Here is a 15,510-nt window from a genome sequence, read left to right as displayed (position 1 = left end):
AGCGCGCCGCCGCTTGGACGCGGAGCGCGTCGCGCCGCGGGCGAGCAGCGGGGCGAGGGCGGGCGGGCCGGTGAGGGTGACCTCGGGCATGGGGCGGCTCCCAGCGCGTTCGGCGACGCGGCGATTCACAGCACGGCTCTATCTTCTTACTCCGAAGTAAGGTTACCGTAGGTAAACCAAGGAGCCGCAAGGGGTCACGGCTGCACAGCCCCTCGTCATCACCGGCCGCAAGAAGGAGATCATCATCACCGCGGGCGGCAAGAACGTGGCCCCGGCGCCGCTGGAGAACTGGCTGCGCTCCCATCCGCTGATCTCCCAGTGCCTCCTGGTCGGCGAGGGCCGCCCCTACGTCGCCGCGCTCATCACCCTCGACATGGACGGGGTGGGCCACTGGCGGCGAATGCGGGGCAAGCATCCCGTCCCCGCCGAACTCCTGGTGGACGACGAGGAGTTGCGCGAGGTCCTGCAGCGCGCCGTGGACGACGCCAACCGGTTCGTCTCCCGCCCCGAGTCCATCCGCCGCTTCGCCGTCCTGCCCGTCGACTTCAACGAGATCGACGGCCATCTGACCCCGTCCATGAAACCGCGCCGCCAGACGATCCTGCGGGACTTCGCGGACGCGGTGGAGGGGTTGTACGAGGGCCGGGCGCGGGAGTGAGGGGGTGTGTCAGTGAGGTGAGATAACGACAAAACAAGCCGCAACGGCACCGCCCCCAGGGGCGCGGGGAACTGCGCGACAAGCCACGACACCGCCGCAGGCCGCGTCACGACGGCCGGACCCACGGCGCCCGGCATCGCCTTGAGGGGCGCGGGGAACTGCGCAACGAGCCGCAACGGCACCGCCCTCAGGGGCTGAGCGACGAGCCGCAACGGCACCGTCCTCAGGGGCTGAGCGACGAGCCGCAACGGCACCGTCCTCAGGGGCTGAGCGACGAGCCGCAACGGCACCGCCCTCAGGGGCGCGGGGAACTGCGCGACAAGCCACGACGCCGCCGCAGCCCGCGTCACAGAGGCCGGAGCCACGGCGACCGGCGATCGGCGGCCCGCGCCACAGCAACCGTGTCGGCGAACGCCCGAGCGGCAGGCGTCAGCGCGTCCCACCGCCGCACCGCCCACCCCACCCGCAGAGCGTCGATCTCGGGCAGCGGCAACAGGCACAGGCCACCGCCGCTCTCGCCCGAGAAGGGCAGCCCGGGCCGGGCCGGTACCAGGGCCCGCCCGAGCCCCAGTTCGGCCAGCAGCAACGCGGTGTCCCAGTCGGCGACCCCGGTGTCGAAGGCGAACCGGACACCCGCCTCGGCGCAGGCCGCGTCGAGATGAGCCGCCGAGGCCGAGTTCGGCGGCAGCCGGATCAGCCGGGGCTCGGGCAGCGCGGCGAGATCCCGCAGGGTCAGCCGCTCCCGCCCGGCCAGCGGGTCCTCGGGCCGCACGGCCAGCACCCAGGGCAGCTCCGCCACCGGCCGCTGCTCGATCCCGCGCACGGGCGCCCCGAGCGTGATCCACGCCAGATCCAGCGCGCTGTCGGCCAGCGCCGTGTAACACGCGCGGCTCGAACTCTCCGTACGGAAATCCAGGTTGACCTTCGGATGCAGCCGACGGAAGGCGACGATCGCGTCCGCCATGAAGTGCCGCACGGTCGTCGCGCCCGTAGCCACCCGCACCGAGCCGCTCTCCCCGTCCGCCAGGTCCCGCAGCCGCCGCACCGCCTGATCCAGCCCGGCGATGCCCTCCGCCGCGGCCGCCTCCAGCACCCGGCCCGCCCCGGTCGGCGCCACCCCGCGCGGCAGCCGCTCCAGCAGGCTCACACCCGTCTCCCGCTCCAGCCGCTTCACATGCTGGCTCACCGCCGACTGAGTGCAGCCCAGCTCCCGGGCCACCGCACTCAGACTGCCGGCCCGGCACACCGCCACGAACACGCGTAGGTCGTCGAGGGTCATACCGCGACAATACCCAAGCATTTCCTTGGAGTTGGAGAGAAAACCTTAGGATTGACTGGGCTCCGCCCGCTGCGCGACGATCTCCACGGGCCCAGGGCGGCAACCCGCTCCCCGTCCCGCCGAGGTCCGGACCAGTGCGAGGACGCGGGGGCGGGTGCCGACCCAGCCGGGGCCCCACACGAAGGGACGCACCTCATGCCGAGCCAAGTCCTGGAATTCCTCCGCCGGTCGGGCGCCGAAGCCATCGCGCACCCCGGCGGCACCCTCCTCGCCCATCTCGACCGGGTCCGCCGGCGCCTCGCCTCCTGGGACGCCCGCCCCGCACTCCAGCTCGCCGGGCTCTGTCACGCCTGTTACGGCACCGACGGCTTCCCCACCACCCTCCTCCCGCTCGACCGGCGTGCCGAACTCGCCGCCCTGATCGGCGCGGAGGCGGAGGAGATCGTCTACGCGTACGGCAGCTGCGACCGGGGCGCCACCTACGCGGCCCTCGCCGAACCCGGCGCGCCCTTCCACGACCGCTTCACCGGCCGCCCGGTCGCCCCCACCCCGCGCCTCCGCCGCGACTTCGCCGAGCTGACCGCCGCCAACGAGCTCGACCTCGCCGGCCGCGACGAGGCCTTCCGCGCGCTGTGGGGGGCCGAACTGCTCGACCTGTTCGGCCGGTTGAGGCCGCTGCTGAGCCCGGCGGCGTGGGACGACTGTGTCGCCGTACTCGACGACCGCAGCACGACCGGACGACTCTGACCCCCCGGCTCCCCGCCCGACCCGGCCCCGCCCGGGCGGCCGCCCCACCGCGCCCGCGCATCCGAACCGGTTTCCGGGGCCGCACCCGAGTCGCCATTGACTCCTACCACGCCTTCCGGATCGTGCCGGGGGATCTGGGCACGAAGGGCGGGCTGGTGACGGACGCCCGTGCCCGCGTACTGCGTGCCGACGGCTCGGTGATCCCGGGGCTGTACGCGGCCGGGAACGCGAGCGCGGCCGTCATGGGGCGCTCGTACGCCGGAGCCGGCTCGACGATCGGCCCGGCGATGACCTTCGGCCACATCGCGGCGCGGGACATCGCCGGGGGGGGGCTGTAGCGAAGGTGCCCGCGGCTCGGGTCAGTCCGCCCTGACGGCGATCAGGAAGGCCTGAGGGGCGGACTCCCCGACCGTCTCGTCCGGCTCGCGCAGCGTCCGCGAACGCAGGGCGAAGCCGGCCTCCTCCAGCAGTGCCGCCATGGCCTCGGGGCGTCTGCGCAGGAAGTCCAGCGTCACCGGGTGCCCGAACGGGTGCTGCAGGCGGCGCGGGACATCACCGGCCTGGAAGGCGAGCAGCAGCGGTGCGCCGGGGGCCAGGGCACGGTGGAAACCGGCGAACAGGGCGGGCAGGCGGTCCACAGGGGTGTGGATGGAGGAGTACCAGCACACGATCCCGGCGAGATGCCCCTCGGGCACGTCCAGGTCCAGCATCGAGCCCTGCTCGAACCGCAGGGCGGGGTTCTCCCGGCGGGCCACCGCCAGCATGGACGCCGACAGGTCCAGTCCGTAGACGTCCAGCCCCAGCCCGGCGAGGTGCGCGGTCACCCGGCCGGGACCGCACCCGAGATCGGCCACCGGCCCCGGGCCGGACACCAGCTCGGCGTAGGCGGTGAGCAGGGCGCGGTCCAGGGGCTTGGCGGCGAGTTCGGCGCGGAAGCGGTCGGCGTAGTCCTCGGCGACGGCGTCGTAGAAGATCCGGGTGGCGGTGAGGAAGTCGGAGTCGGTCATGGCCGGGGACCCTAACGGCCCCCACCGACAGCCGGCCGCCTTTCCCTCGCCCCCGACTTCCCCGCGCGGGCCCGTGCCGTCCCCTTAAGCCACCCCGGCCGCTCGCAGCAGGGCCGTGGCCGCCGCCGCGCCCAGCACCACCAGCACGAAGGGGGCACGGAGCCAGGCCAGTACCCCGGCGACCAGGACCCCGGCGGGCCGGGCCCAGCCCGCGAAGTCGGCGGCCTGGGTGAGGGCACCCGTGGCGAGCAGCGCGGCCAGCAGCACCACGGCACCGGCGGCCAGCAGTTCGCGCACGCGGGCCGGGATCTCCACCCGGCCGTGCAGGGCGGGACCCACCAGGCGGAACGCGTAGGTGCCCAGGGACAGGGCGAGGATCATGCCGAACGTGGCGTTCATGCCGTACGGCCCTTCGTGCGCGGGCGGCCGTGGAGCGCCAGGCCGGCCAGGGCCAGCAGCACCGGGACCCCGGCCGGGACGAACGGTGTCGCAGCGAGCGCCAGGGCGGCGCCCGCGAGCGCGGCGCGGCGCAGCCCGGTGTCCTTGCGCAGGGTCGGCAGGACCAGGGCGACGAGGACGGCGGGGAAGGCCGCGTCGAGGCCGTAGCGGGCGGTGTCGCCGAGGGCGCTTCCGGCCAGGGCCCCGGCGGCGACGCCGGTGTTCCAGACGGCGAACAGGGCGATGCCGCTGACCCAGAAGGCGGCGCGGCGGCGGGCCGGGTCCTGCTGGGCGAGGGCGAAGGCGACCGTCTCGTCGGTGACCAGGTGCGCGCCGGCCAGCCGGGCGAGGCGGCCGCGGCCGATGACCGGGGCGACGGCGAGACTGAAGGCGGCCGTGCGGGTGTTGAGGAGCAGTCCGGTGGCCGCGGCGGCGACGGGGCCGCCTCCGGCGAGCAGTACGCCGACCGCGCTGAACTGGGCGGAGCCCGCGTAGACCACCAGTGACATCACCACCGGCACACACACCGGCAGGCCGCCCGCGACGGCGATCGCGCCGAAGGAGACGCCGACGATCCCGCCCGCGAGGCAGACGAGAGCGACGTCCCGCAGGAGGTCGGGGTCGACGGAACCGGTGCGTGGTGTTCGCTGTGCCGAACGCATGTTTTCTACAATGAACAGCATCCCCAGTGTTCGTCAAGGCGAACGAGCGTACCGATGGAGCGAACGATCATGACGGGTTCCGTACCGCCCCGCCTCCCCCTCGACTGGATCGCCGCCGCGCTGCGGCGCGAACGCGCCCGCGTCGGGCTCTCCCTTTCGGAACTGGCCAAGCGCGCGGGGATCGCCAAGTCGACGCTGTCCCAACTGGAGGCGGCGAGCGGCAATCCGAGCATGGAGACCATCTGGGCGCTGGCGGTGGCACTCGGCGTGCCGTTCAGCGCGCTGGTGGAGCCGCCGGTTCCGGCCGTCCGGGTAATTCGCTCGGGGGAGGGCCCCGCGGTCCGCTCCGAGCAGGCCGACTATGTCGCGACCCTGCTGTCGGCGAGCCCGCCCGGAGTACGCCGGGACATCTACGACATCCTGCTGGAGCCCGGCACGGTGCGGGATTCGGAACCGCACATTCCGGGAACGGTGGAGCACCTCGTCGTCAGTACGGGGAAAGTCAAAGCAGGCCCGCACGGAGAGAGCGTGGAACTGGGCCCGGGGGACTACATGTCCTATCGGGGGGATGTGCCGCACGCTTACGAGGCGCTGGAACCCGGCAGCCGCTTCGTGCTGGTCATGCAGCACCTATGAGGTATTCGCGGAGAATTCACCGAGGCTTGGTGATCGCAAAGGCAGGAGCCCCGCCACCGTGAACGGCGGCGGGGCTCCTTGGGTGCTGCACTCGGTTTCGATCAGAAGTCGGATCGAACCGATCCGGTCAGCCGGATCGGGAGGTTCCGGACGATCAGACCGGGGTGACGTTCTCCGCCTGCGGGCCCTTCGGGCCCTGCGTGACGTCGAAGGACACCTGCTGGTTCTCCTCGAGCGAGCGGAAGCCGCTCGCGTTGATCGCGGAGTAGTGGACGAAGACGTCGGGGCCGCCGCCTTCCTGGGCGATGAAGCCAAAGCCCTTTTCGGCGTTGAACCACTTCACGGTTCCGGTAGCCATAAGCCCTCCTTGGGCTCAAAAGGGTTGCCCTGCTCCAGAACCAGCAACCGTGAAGACTAAATTCTGCACAACTGCATATGTCTGAAAACGACGAGAGCCCGCGGTCACATGCTCCGCAGGCTCTGTACTGCAAGGGAAACCAAACTGCAACTTGCGGCGAGCCTAGCACGCGGGCCGCCGAAAGCAATAGAGGGCAAGATCACGTCACCCGGACGTTTGACGAGTTTGTCACGGAGCTGACGCCGGGGTGGTCCGGAAGGTGGCGCGGAGGTTGCGCCGACGCGGCCCGCGGGGGTCGGACACGGGTCCGGCGCCGACAGGGTCTAGCCTCACGATGTGGACAATTCTCGCACCCGGCCGCGTGTCGGCCACATCCAGTTCCTGAACTGCCTGCCCCTGTACTGGGGGCTCGCGAGAACCGGCACGCTCCTCGACTTCGAGCTGACGAAGGACACCCCCGAGAAGCTCAGCGAGCGCCTGGTCCGCGGCGACCTCGACATCGGTCCGATCACCCTCGTCGAGTTCCTCCGCAACGCCGACGACCTGGTCGCCTTCCCCGACATCGCGGTCGGCTGCGACGGCCCGGTCATGTCCTGCGTGATCGTCTCCCAGGTGCCGCTGGAGCGCCTGGACGGCGCCCGCGTCGCCCTCGGCTCCACCTCGCGCACCTCGGTCCGCCTCGCCCAGCTCCTGCTGGCCGAGCGCTACGGCGTCACGCCCGACTACTACACCTGCCCGCCCGACCTCAGCCTGATGATGCAGGAGGCCGACGCGGCCGTCCTGATCGGCGACGCAGCACTGCGCGCCAACCTCCTCGACGGACCCCGCTACGGCCTGACGGTCCACGACCTCGGCGCGCTGTGGAAGGAGTGGACGGGCCTGCCCTTCGTCTTCGCCGTATGGGCGGCGCGCCGCGACTACCTGGAGCGCGAGCCCGTCATCACCCGCCAGGTCCACGAGGCCTTCCTCGCCTCCCGCAACCTCTCCCTCGAAGAGGTCTCCAAGGTCGCCGAACAGGCCGCCCGCTGGGAGGCCTTCGACGAACGGGTGCTGGAGCGGTACTTCACCACCCTCGACTTCCGCTTCGGCGAGCACCAGCTCGCGGCGGTCACCGAGTTCGCCCGGCGCGTCGGCCCGACGACCGGCTTCCCCGCAGACGTGAAGGTGGACCTCCTCCAGCCGTGAGCGCGGCACTACGCTGCTGAGCAGTCAGGCGTACGGGGGAGGACGAGTGGACGCCATCCAGCCGCTCGGCACGGACGAGCCCACGGCCGTGGGGCCCTACCGGCTGCTCGGCCGGCTGGGTTCCGGGGGCATGGGCCGGGTCTATCTGGGACGAAGCGCGGGCGGCCGTACGGTCGCCGTGAAGGTGGTGCATCCGCACTTCGCGCTCGACGAGGAGTTCCGCGCCCGCTTCCGCCGCGAGGTGGCGGCGGCCCGGCGGGTCGGCGGCGCCTGGACCGCTCCGGTCCTGGACGCCGACCCCGAGGCCCCGGTGCCGTGGGTGGCCACCGCGTACGCCGCCGGGCCGTCCCTGACGGCGGCGGTCACCGGCGGCGGCCCGCTGCCCACGCCCTCCGTGCGGGCGCTGGGAGCGGGGCTGGCGGAGGCGCTGGTCGTGGTGCACGGCCTGGGCCTGGTCCACCGGGACGTGAAGCCCTCCAACGTGCTGCTCACGCTCGACGGGCCCCTCCTCATCGACTTCGGCATCGCCCGTGCCACCGAGGGCACGGCGTCCCTGACGTCGACCGGAGTCTCCGTCGGCTCGCCCGGCTACATGGCGCCCGAGCAGATCCTCGGCAAGGGCGTCACCGGCGCCGCGGACGTCTTCTCCCTGGGCGCGGTCCTCGCCTACGCCGCGACCGGCGAACCGCCCTTCCCCGGCGACTCCTCCGCCGCCCTGCTCTACAAGGTCGTCCACGAGGAGCCGGAACTGGGCGGCTTGGAGGGCGAGTTGCGCGAGCTGGTCGCCGCGTGCCTGGCCAAGGAGCCGGGCACGCGGCCGGCCCCCGGCGAACTGGCCCGCCGCCTCGCCCCCGAGGGCGCGGCCCGCCTGGTCTCCGGCGGCTGGCTGCCGGGGGCCCTGGTGGAGCGGGTCAGCCGCAGTGCCGTGCAACTGCTGAACCTGGACGCGGGAGAGCCGCACGCGTCCCCGTCCGGGCCGGTGGGCTTCGGGGTGCCTTCGCAGGGCGCGCCGGGGGATGCGCGGCCGGGGGTGACGTCGCCGGGTGGCGCGGCCGGCAACGGATTCGGGGCGTCTTCGCCCGGTTCCGGCACTGGGTTCGGGGCGCCCTCGCCCGGTTCCGGCACCGGGACGCCTTCCCAGGGGGCCGCCGCCGGGGCGTTCGGCCCGCCGCCCGTGATGCCCCCCGGGCAGCCGGTGGCCGACGGGCACGGCGCGGCCGGGCGGCAGCCCGGGGCCGGGGCGAAGGCCGCCGAGAGCCCCGGCCGGTTCTCCGTCACCGTGGCCGCCGACGCGACACCGGGCGCGGGCGGCCGCGGGCGGCGGCTGAGCTGCTCCCTCGTCCTCGCGGTGGCGGGCGCGCTGGCGGCGGTGACGGTCGGGTCGGTGTTCCTGTTCGACCTCATGCCGGACGACCGCCGGGACACCGCGGGCGGCGGCCCCCAGGACGCCTACTCCCCGGCCCCGAGCGCGTCGGAGTCCCTGCCCGCGTCCGAACCCACCGCCGTCCCGGGCGGTGTGCCCGAGCGCTACCTCGGCACCTGGGAGGGCCAGGGCACCGCCCTGAACGGCACCCTGCCCATCGGCACCTTCCGGATCACCGTCCGCGAGGCCGCCGTGGGCGAGGAGCTCGGCCGGCTGACCCAGACGGACATCGCGGGCGGCGTCTGCACCGACGTACTGACCCTGAAGCAGGTCACGGACAAACGGCTCGTGGCCACTTCCGTCGGCGCGAAGGACAACCACGCGGGCTGCAACCCGGCCCGGACCACCGTCCGCCTCGTCCCCACCGGCGACGACCTCACCTACGAGTCGGACAGCGCCGAGTCGGGGAACCCCGAGGCCCGCATGTCCCGGGTCAACTAGCGGCTTCCGCCCCGGCCGCGGGCCGCCCGGCGCGCGGAGCACGGCGTACGAGTACGGCGATCAGCAGCGCGGCCACGGCGAGCGTGACGAGGAGGCCGACCAGCCAGACCCACGGATAGTGCACATGCACCCAGCAGGGATGGCCCTCCCTGTAGCAGGCGCCGTCCCAGTCGCGTCGACGCTTGGGCCGCATGACGCCGAAGATCACCGCGGCGAGTGCCTGGCAGGCGAGCAGCCCCGGCAGGGCCGCGGCCGCCCAGGCGAGCGAACGGGCCCTGCCCGCACGCCAGTTCATCCGGGTGAGCGGGGCGATGAACGCCGCCAGGGCGAAGGGGACCGCGGCGCCGACCGTGGCGGCCAGGCCGTAGCCGCCGCCGGGCCAGGCGGACGCCGTCTCGCCCCAGACCGTCTCGCCCCAGGCCAGGGTGCCCAGGGCCACCGGCACGATGAGCGCCAGCACGGCGAGGAAGATACCGAGGCATCCGAGGACCCCGTTCCCGTCCCGGTCCCTCGGCGCGGGCGGCCGCCCCCGCCGGTTGTCGTAGCGCAGGCTCGCAGGTGCCGCCCGTCCGCGCTTCGGCCGTGCCGAACCCTTCGCCATGGCTGCCCTACCCCGGCACCACGACCGTGCGCAGCTCCCCGTCGCCGAGGTGCAGCATGCCCTTGCCCGGGGCGATCTGGCCGCCGACCAGGCTGCGGGACAGGCGCAGGCCGATGAGATCGCCGCTGGAGGACTCCTGGGGGGAGAGGAGGATGCCGCGCCGGGCCTTCTTGGCGTCGACCTGCCAGCCGGAGAAGCCGCTGCAGACGTCCTCCTCGTCACCGGCGATGACGAGGGCGAGGCCGCGTTCGGCACCCCGGGAGACGATCTTCTTCAGCTGGCTCGCGGCGTCGGCGTCCTCCAGGATCTCGGCGTCGTCGATCAGGACGGCGACCGGCTCGTCCGTCGACGGCTCCGCCTCGTCCAGCAGTTCCTCGAACTCGTCCTCGTCGATGTCGTCCCCGGTGAAGACCTTCAGGACGCCTTCCGTGCCGTCCAGTTGCCGCAGCGGCGACTGGCGAGGGGCCGCGATCACGAGTCGTACGCCCTGCGAGAGGAACGACTGCGCGAAGTTCATCAGGACCGTGGAGCGGCCCGACTTGGCGGGGCCCGCGACGACGAACGCCGGGACGCCCTCGGACAGGTCGGGGCCGAGGCCCTCGATCTCGTCGCCGCCGATGCCGGCCAGCGCCCACAGCCGGGCGCGCGAGGCCTCCGGGCCGCGCATCTCCCAGGCGTCGGGGAAGGAGATCCGGCTGGGCAGGCTGTCGACGCGGAACGGGCGCCGCGAGCGCGGCACTTCGGCGTCCCGCGCCGCGGCCGCCTCGCCGATCGCGGTGAGCGCCGCGGCCTGGCCCTGGCCGGTGGTGTCCTCGGCGAGCAGCGCGAACTGCGTCTCCGTACCGGACTCGTTGCGGAAGCCGCGGCCCGGCGGGATCTCCTCGGGGACCTTGCGGGCCGGGATGCCGAGCGAGGAGAAGTCGGCGCGGTCGGCGAGCCGCAGGCCGTACTTGTCCTCGGTGAGGGTCGCGATCCGACCGACCAGCAGCGTGCGGTCGCCGGTCAGGACCAGATGGACGCCGACGCTGGCGCCCTCCCGCATGATCGTCTGGAGTTCGTCGGTGAGGGAGCCGTGGTCCACCTCGCCGAGCGTGGGCACCCAGCCCTCCCAGCGGTCCAGCAGCACCACGATGTGCGGCAGCCGCTCGTCCTCGGCGACGGCGGCCCGCTGCTCGCCGATGTCCGCGAAGCCCTTGTCCGCCAACAGGTCCTGACGGCGGGAGAGTTCGCCCTTCAGCCGGTTGACCAGCCGGATCACCCGCTCGGTCTGGTTGCGGCTGACCACCGCGCCGCAGTGCGGCAGCCGGGTGAGCGCGTTGAGGGCGCCGTTGCCGCAGTCGATGCCGTACATGTGGACGTCGGCGACGGAGTGGGTGCGGGCCAGCGAGCCGGCGATCGTGCGCAGCACCTGGGAGCGGCCGCTGCGCGGGGCGCCGCCGATCATCAGATGGCCGAAGCCGGAGAAGTCGACCACGACCGGGCGGCGGGCCTGCTGGGCGGGCAGGTCCTCGATGCCGTACGGCGCGGGCGGCAGGGTGCCGGGCCGGGACGCCACGGCCGGCACCCGGATGTCGTCGAGCAGCAGCGTCTCGTCCAGCGCGGGCAGCCAGGGGCTGTGCTGGGCGGGGATGCCGAGGGAGCGGTTGGCGTCGCGGACGGTGTCGACCAGCACCTTCAGGTCGGTGATCTCGTCGTCCTCGCGCGCCTCGGACTTCGGCTTGGCGAGCGCCGCCCGGCCGAGGTCCTCCCAGGACAGCGCGCCCACCCAGGGCGCGAGCGCGGCCGGGTCGGCGGCACCGGGCCTGCGGCCGCCGACGCGTCCGGACTGGAAGGGCACGAGGGAGGCGTGGCCGAGCCGGGCGTAGGCGCGGCCGGGCGTGTTCTTGGAGATGTGGCCGGCCTCGGGCGAGTCGATGACGTCGGAGGACTCGCCTCCGTCGGTCACGCGCAGCGCGATCCGCAGGTTGGTGTTGGCGCGGATCTCGGGGGAGACGACACCGGAGGGCCGCTGGGTGGCGAGCAGCAGATGGATGCCGAGGGACCGGCCGCGCTGGGCGATGTTGACCAGGCCCGTGACGAAGTCGGGCAGATCGCGGACCATCGAGGCGAACTCGTCGATGACGATGAGCAGTCGGGGTACCGGCTTGTGCGAGGGGTCGCGGCGCACCAGGTCCTGGTAGTCCTCGATGTCCTTGGCGTCGGCGGCGGCGAGGATGTGCTCGCGCCGGTGCAGCTCCGCGCCGAGCGACTCCAGGGCCCGTTCCACGAGATGGGCGTCGAGGTCGGTCACCATGCCGACGGTGTGCGGCAGATGCACACAGTCCTTGAACGCCGCGCCGCCCTTGTAGTCGACGAGCACGAAGGTCATGTTCTCGGGCGTGTTCGCCACGGCCAGGGCCGCCACGATGGTCTGGAGCAGCTCGGACTTGCCGGAACCGGTCGTACCGGCGATCAGACCGTGCGGGCCGTCCTTGCGGATGTCGATGCCGAAGGGTCCGTCGTACGACTCGCCGATGACGGCCATGGTCGACTGCCCGCCCATTCGCCACCGGGCCACGATCGCGTCGCTGGTCGGCGGTTCGAGCTGGAGCACGTCGAGCAGCCGGGAGGAGCCGGGCAGCGCCGAGTCCTCGGTCTCGCCGCTGATGTCCCGCAGGGGCGCCAGGGAGCGGGCCAGCCGCAGACACCAGGCGGGCGAGACGAAGTCGGGCCGTACGTCCTCGATCCGCCGGGCACCGGCCTCCTCCACGCGCAGCCGCAGCTGGAGCGGGCGGTCGTCGGCGCGTTCGGGCTCCCGCGGACCGGCGGTGTGCCAGGCCTGGAAGGAGGGGAAGCCGCCGGAGACGGGGTGAGGGGTGTCCGCGGCGGGCTGCTCCTCCTGGTGCCGCGGCTCGGCGACGACGTACGCCTGGCACTCGCCGGGCAGGAAGCGCTCCTCGGAGTCCAGGCAGATCGCGAACATCGACACCGACGGCCCCTCGCGCAGCAGCCGCACGACACCGGGCAGCGACCGCAGCCGCCGCGATCCGTCCCATACGACGACGATGTCCGGGTCGGAGAAGGTGGCGTTCTGCCCGCGGTTCTGCTCGGCGGCCTTCTTGCGGGCGTCGAGGATCTGGGTCAGTTCGCCGATACGGGCGCCGACAGTCTCGGCGTCGGTGCCGATGACGATGTTCACGTCCAGGCCGGAGGCGGGCCGGGCGTGCGGCAGCCAGCGCAGCCAGTCCCAGCTGTCACGGGCGGAGTTGTCGCTCAGCACGCAGAACTGGACGTCCATGGGGCTGTGCAGGGCGGCGGTCTGCGCGACCGCCCACCGCCCGAGGGCACGCGCCGAGTCGCCGGGCCCGGCCACGCCGACGACACCGAGCCGGCGCAGCTCCAGTGCGACGGGCGCGTCCTCGATGTCCCAGGTGACATGGCGGCGGTGGTCGTCCTGCTCGGGATCGTCGAGGACGACCTCGGAGGGCAGTTTTCCGGTGCCGACCCGAAGCAGCAGATGGTCGGCGTCGGTACGTCGCCGTTCCCACAGCCGGGTGCGCGGGCCGGTGCCCATGGACAGCACGGCGGCCGGGTCGGGCACGGCCTTGCGCCGGTCGTCGCGCTCGGTGCGCAGGGCCTCCTGGGCGTCGGCCTCGATCCGCTCCTTCTGCTCCTTGTACTCCTTGACCTGCTTGGCGTGCGACTTGCGGCCGTGCTTCTTGTCGTTGAAGTAGTTGGCGAACAGCAGGATCGGGCTGAGGCCCGCCATGATCAGGTAGTACCAGCGCTGGAAGATCAGCACCGACACGATCGCGCCGACCAGCGGGGTGAGCGCCATCAGCCAGGGCAGGGGCCGGGCCTCGTAGTCCCGGGGCGGGCTGGGCAGCCGGAACGAGGTCTGCCGATCGGCCGGGCGCAGCCGGGGCGGCCGGTTGTAGTCGAGCCCGACGCCGTCGTCGGACCACTTCAGGGCGGCGTTGGGCGGGGAGTAACGGGCCAGCTGGAGCAGGCTGTTGCCGACGGACACCTGGGCGTCGAGCGGCCAGGAGTCGTCGTCCTCCCGCTCGGAGACGGACGAACCGTCGACCCGCACGCCCTCCTCGTCCGCGTGGACGGAGAGGGTGCAGGTGCCGTCGGTGGCGACGGAGAGGGTGAGGGCGCGGGCGTCGACCTCGGGGTCGTCGAGGCGGATGTACGCCGCGGGCCCGCTGCCGATGTCGTACCGCCCGACCCCGAGCCGGTGCACGAACCCGGCGGCCGGCCCGCCGACCACCCGCAGTTCGACCAGTCCGGTCGGCTCGCCGGGCAGACACCCGGCGGGATCCTGCAGGCTCACGACCGCGCCGTCGCGCAGCGGCGAGCCGACGACGGTGGCACCGGGGTCGACGGCGTACCCGTCGACGTAGACGAGCGGGCTGCCGCCGACCCTGCTCTGCTGCCCGATCGGGATGATCTGCGCGCCGATGTCCCCGACCTGCTTGGCCAGTTCCTCGGCGATGTCCCCGACGGTGGACTCGGGATCGGCATCGAGCACCACGTCGGCGGAGCCCCCGCCGAACGGATCGACGACGGTCAGAGTCAGGCGCACGCTTGTCCTCCCCAGTGCGAGTCGTTCGTGACGATAGCCGCTTCGTGCGGCGGGGGAGCAGTGGGGGACGGGGCATCCTTCCCGATGGCAACGCCCCACGCCTGTCCGCCCGGTGGGGCACACATCTCACACACGCGCCTGCGCGTCTTGTTCACACGGTCGGGATGTGACACCACAAGCCCCACCCGTAAGCTGCTGCCTCAGGACGGACGATCACACCGGTCCCCACCCGGCCCTCGGGCAGGGCGTCGAGACCGACACGTCCGCAAACAGGGAGCCACGGGGGTTGGCCCTGCGGCGTTGCGAAGAGGGAGCGGCTTCATGGCCAAGGACCTTGACATCACATACACAGACATGCGCGACGCGGCCAAGCATGTCGTGAAGGAGAAGGAGAAGCTCCAGGAGAAGCTGGAGGGCCTGCGCAAGTACATCAACAACCTGGTCCAGTCCGGCTACGTCACCAAGAGCTCCTCCAAGGCCTTCGACGAGAACTTCGACGAGTTCGTGCGGGGTACGAAGGACACGCTGGACGGCCTGGACGGGATGGGTGACTACCTCACCACGGCGGCCGACAAGTTCGAGCAGATCGACGAGGAGCTGGCCAAGGCGGCTCGGAGCAAGTAAGCCTCCGGTCCGTACCCGCCCGGTCGCGTCGGCCCACGCCGAACGCACCGGGCGGGGCCCGTCAGTTGCCGGGGCGGGGCTGCCGGATCAGGTACATGTGGAGGTCGCTGCGCGGCTCTTCCGTGTCGACGCGGAGCCAGGACCCGTCGCGGAAGCTGAGGAGCACGCACGTCGTCTCGAACTCGCCCGACAGGGGGTCGACCAGGGCGGCTTCGTCGGCGGGGATCCGGCCGACGACCTGCATGCGCTTCTCCCGTCCGACGGTGACGCGTCGTGGCGGAGCCGCCAGGACGATCCCCTCCTGTGTCGCGAGGACCAGCCGTTCGGGGTGCGTGGACCGGCTGTACCAACGCAGCAGCAGCTGACCTGCGTCGCCCTGCCAGTCACCGTCGAAGACCTGGTCGAGGCCTCGTTGGGCGAGCAGGGCGTCCCGGCGCCTCTCGTCCTCCTGCTCGGCCCGCCGCCGTTCCTTCTCGTCCTTCGTGCCAAGGGATCGCTTGACGGCCTCTTCCGCTTCGGACAGAAGCTTCAAGAGCATCAGAACGGCCAGGAACGGTGCGGCCAGCACCATGGCGAGGACGCCCAGGGGGCCGGGTCCGGCATGGCGGAGCCGAGGGTTGCCTGCGGCCCGGAGCACGTCCGCGGGGGGCTGCGGCGTCTTGCCGATCGTGCACCAGGCCCCGGCTTCGGGACGGATGCCGAGGCGGTCCGCCGTCACGCGCTGCTCGGCTCTACGGGTCACGTCACGACTCTCCTTGTCGGCGTGGAACAGGATCGGTGTCGAGACAGTGAGCCTTTTCCAACCTGGTTCTGGAGTCCGACAGTTGGGCTGACAACGTGGTGAAGCCCCTGGTAGATGGGTTTTCGACCAAGAGAACCGTCTC

Annotated in this window: 14 protein-coding genes and 1 pseudogene; 7 read left to right on the top strand and 8 right to left on the bottom strand. The window is 72.7% G+C overall.

Translation table 11 applies throughout. The features are described 5' to 3' along the window. Positions 1-217: 217 nt before the first annotated feature. Positions 218-658: pseudogene (locus ABZZ79_RS30915) on the top strand (long-chain fatty acid--CoA ligase); the annotation flags it as partial. Positions 659-1,004: 346 nt separating this feature from the next. Here ABZZ79_RS30915 and ABZZ79_RS30910 read toward each other — a convergent pair. Then, positions 1,005-1,937 carry a LysR family transcriptional regulator gene (locus ABZZ79_RS30910; RefSeq protein WP_356694355.1) on the bottom strand — a complete coding sequence of 311 codons (933 nt, stop codon included), beginning with the start codon at positions 1,935-1,937 and terminating at the stop codon, positions 1,005-1,007. 195 nt (positions 1,938-2,132) lie between these two features. On the opposite strand from ABZZ79_RS30910, the gene ABZZ79_RS30905 reads away from it, so the two are divergent. Beyond that, positions 2,133-2,684, top strand: coding sequence for a DUF6817 domain-containing protein (locus ABZZ79_RS30905; protein ID WP_356694353.1), 552 nt, complete (start codon positions 2,133-2,135; stop codon positions 2,682-2,684). Next, positions 2,570-3,022 (top strand): FAD-binding protein, encoded by a 453-nt coding sequence (locus tag ABZZ79_RS30900; RefSeq protein ID WP_356694351.1) that lies wholly within the window; start codon positions 2,570-2,572, stop codon positions 3,020-3,022. Before ABZZ79_RS30905 ends, ABZZ79_RS30900 begins: the two co-directional genes overlap by 115 nt. A gap of 21 nt (positions 3,023-3,043) precedes the next feature. Here ABZZ79_RS30900 and ABZZ79_RS30895 read toward each other — a convergent pair whose 3' ends face one another. The 3 genes from ABZZ79_RS30895 to ABZZ79_RS30885 all read right to left on the bottom strand — a co-directional run bounded on the left by ABZZ79_RS30895 (position 3,044) and on the right by ABZZ79_RS30885 (position 4,791). Further along, the gene (locus ABZZ79_RS30895) at positions 3,044-3,691 is read right to left on the bottom strand and encodes a class I SAM-dependent methyltransferase (protein ID WP_356694349.1); all 648 of its coding nucleotides are present in this window, start codon (positions 3,689-3,691) and stop codon (positions 3,044-3,046) included. 84 nt (positions 3,692-3,775) lie between these two features. Next, the gene (locus ABZZ79_RS30890) at positions 3,776-4,090 is read right to left on the bottom strand and encodes an AzlD domain-containing protein (RefSeq protein WP_356694347.1); all 315 of its coding nucleotides are present in this window, start codon (positions 4,088-4,090) and stop codon (positions 3,776-3,778) included. After that, positions 4,087-4,791: an AzlC family ABC transporter permease gene (locus ABZZ79_RS30885; protein WP_356694345.1), complete on the bottom strand. Its 705-nt coding sequence runs from the start codon at positions 4,789-4,791 to the stop codon at positions 4,087-4,089. Before ABZZ79_RS30885 ends, ABZZ79_RS30890 begins: the two co-directional genes overlap by 4 nt. Positions 4,792-4,845: 54 nt before the next feature. Between ABZZ79_RS30885 and ABZZ79_RS30880 the strand changes: the two genes are divergently transcribed. Further along, positions 4,846-5,427, top strand: coding sequence for an XRE family transcriptional regulator (locus ABZZ79_RS30880; RefSeq protein ID WP_356694343.1), 582 nt, complete (start codon positions 4,846-4,848; stop codon positions 5,425-5,427). Between the two features lie 154 nt (positions 5,428-5,581). On the opposite strand, the gene ABZZ79_RS30875 is transcribed toward ABZZ79_RS30880, so the two are convergent. Further along, positions 5,582-5,785 carry a cold-shock protein gene (locus tag ABZZ79_RS30875; RefSeq protein ID WP_003992177.1) on the bottom strand — a complete coding sequence of 68 codons (204 nt, stop codon included), beginning with the start codon at positions 5,783-5,785 and terminating at the stop codon, positions 5,582-5,584. A gap of 336 nt (positions 5,786-6,121) precedes the next feature. Here ABZZ79_RS30875 and ABZZ79_RS30870 point away from each other — a divergent pair, with 336 nt between their 5' ends. Next, complete coding sequence (locus tag ABZZ79_RS30870) at positions 6,122-6,970, top strand: menaquinone biosynthesis protein (RefSeq protein ID WP_356694340.1); 849 nt, start codon at positions 6,122-6,124, stop codon at positions 6,968-6,970. A gap of 55 nt (positions 6,971-7,025) precedes the next feature. Beyond that, positions 7,026-8,834, top strand: a complete 1,809-nt coding sequence (locus ABZZ79_RS30865; RefSeq protein ID WP_356694543.1) for a protein kinase — start codon at positions 7,026-7,028, stop codon at positions 8,832-8,834. Here ABZZ79_RS30865 and ABZZ79_RS30860 read toward each other — a convergent pair. After that, on the bottom strand, positions 8,827-9,435 hold the full coding sequence (locus tag ABZZ79_RS30860; RefSeq protein ID WP_356694338.1) for a hypothetical protein: 609 nt from the start codon (positions 9,433-9,435) through the stop codon (positions 8,827-8,829). The genes ABZZ79_RS30865 and ABZZ79_RS30860 overlap by 8 nt on opposite strands. A gap of 7 nt (positions 9,436-9,442) precedes the next feature. Then, positions 9,443-14,002: an FtsK/SpoIIIE domain-containing protein gene (locus ABZZ79_RS30855; RefSeq protein WP_356694336.1), complete on the bottom strand. Its 4,560-nt coding sequence runs from the start codon at positions 14,000-14,002 to the stop codon at positions 9,443-9,445. Between the two features lie 321 nt (positions 14,003-14,323). Between ABZZ79_RS30855 and ABZZ79_RS30850 the strand changes: the two genes are divergently transcribed. Next, positions 14,324-14,626, top strand: a complete 303-nt coding sequence (locus tag ABZZ79_RS30850) for a WXG100 family type VII secretion target (protein WP_356694334.1) — start codon at positions 14,324-14,326, stop codon at positions 14,624-14,626. Between the two features lie 61 nt (positions 14,627-14,687). Here the strand turns inward: ABZZ79_RS30850 and ABZZ79_RS30845 are convergent, their stop codons facing one another. Next, positions 14,688-15,368 carry a hypothetical protein gene (locus ABZZ79_RS30845; protein ID WP_356694332.1) on the bottom strand — a complete coding sequence of 227 codons (681 nt, stop codon included), beginning with the start codon at positions 15,366-15,368 and terminating at the stop codon, positions 14,688-14,690. Between the last annotated feature and the right edge of the window lie 142 nt (positions 15,369-15,510).

Origin of the sequence: Streptomyces sp. NPDC006458 (genome assembly GCF_040612135.1) — a bacterium.
Taxonomy (GTDB): domain Bacteria; phylum Actinomycetota; class Actinomycetes; order Streptomycetales; family Streptomycetaceae; genus Streptomyces.
This window is presented reverse-complemented; position numbering and strand designations above follow the sequence as displayed.